This is a genomic window from Streptomyces ossamyceticus, assembly GCF_001418475.1.
Taxonomy (GTDB): domain Bacteria; phylum Actinomycetota; class Actinomycetes; order Streptomycetales; family Streptomycetaceae; genus Streptomyces; species Streptomyces ossamyceticus.
The window spans coordinates 1-1,363 of the sequence record NZ_LIQX01001008.1; the positions used below are offsets into that span (position 1 = coordinate 1).

General features: G+C 72.2%; 1 protein-coding gene. It reads right to left on the reverse strand.

Annotated features, from left to right (window positions below):
- Window positions 1-18 precede the first annotated feature (18 nt).
- Window positions 19-1,363 (reverse strand): protein translocase subunit SecF (gene secF / locus AOK15_RS41385; protein WP_063799127.1); only part of this gene is annotated, 1,345 nt, incomplete at its 5' end.

Below are 1,363 nucleotides of genomic sequence, written 5' to 3' on the forward strand. Positions count from 1 at the left end.
GTTCCGACACGTCGACGGTCATGCGGGCTCGGGGGCTGCCCGCTTGGTCAGGGAGCGTGGGTGCAGTTCCACGGCCAGGGGTGCGGCGGTGAAGACGGAGGAGTACGTGCCGACGGCCAGGCCGATGAGCAGGGCGAGGGCGAAGTCGGTCAGGGCGTCGTCGGCGAGGACGGCGAGGGCGGTGAGGATGAGGGCCGCGCCCGTCCCCGTGTTGACGGTACGGGGCAGGGTCTGCAGGATCGCCTGGTTGGTCAGGCGGGCCAGAGGTGCGGTGCGGTCACGGGCGAGGAGTTCGCGTACGCGGTCGAAGAGGACGACGGAGTCGTTGACCGAGTAGCCGATGACGGTGAGCAGGGCGGCCAGGAAGATGCCGTCGATGGGTTTGCCGAGCCAGGCGAACACGCCGGCGAGGATCAGCACGTCATGGGCGAGTGCGCCGACGGCCGCGGTGGCGAACCTCCAGCGGAAGCGGACCGCCAGATAGGCGAGTTGGGCGCCGAGGGCCAGGCTGAGGGCGATGAGGGCGTTGCGACGCAGCTCGTCCCCCAGCGTGGGGCCGATCAGTTCGTCGCGGACCTTCTCCGCGTCGCCGCCGAGCCCGGTGATGGTGTCGGTGACCGCGGCCGTGTCGGTGTCGGTCAGGTCCTCGGCGCGGACCGTGAGCCCGCCGTCACCGGAGGACTGGACGAGTGCGCGCGGGAATCCGGCGTCGGCGAGCGCGGCACGCGCCCGGTCCGGGTCCACGGGGGTGCTGGTGGTGTACTCGACGAGGCGGCCGCCGGTGAACTCGATGCCGAAGTCGAGGCCGCGCACCAGGATGCCCGAGGCCGTCACGACGAGGAGGGCGGCGGAGGCCGCGAGCCAGCGGCGCGGATGCCGCATCAGGTGCGGACCTCGGCGCAGCAGACGGTCGCGGACCCATCCGGTGTGCGCGATGCCCGTGATGCGGGGGCGGCGGTGGACGGCGGTGCGGCCCACCGCGTACTCGGCGAGCACGCGGGAGATCAGCAGGGCGCTGACCATGGAGGCGAGGACACCGATACCGAGGGTGACACCGAAGCCGCGCACCGGGCCGGACGCGAAGGCGAACAGCAGGCCTGCGGCGATCAGCGTCGTGATGTTGGAGTCGGCGATGGCGCTCAGCGCCCCACGGAACCCGGCCGCCAGCGCCGAACGGGTACTGGGGCGGTTGCGGTTGGCGTGCTCTTCGCGGGCGCGTTCGAAGACCAGGATGTTGGCGTCGACGGCCATGCCGATGGCGAGGACGAACCCGGCGAGACCGGGCAGGGTCAGCGTCGCCCCCAGCGCTGCCAGGGCGGCGTACGAGATCAGTCCGTAGCAGGTCAGGGCGAGGGTCGCGAGC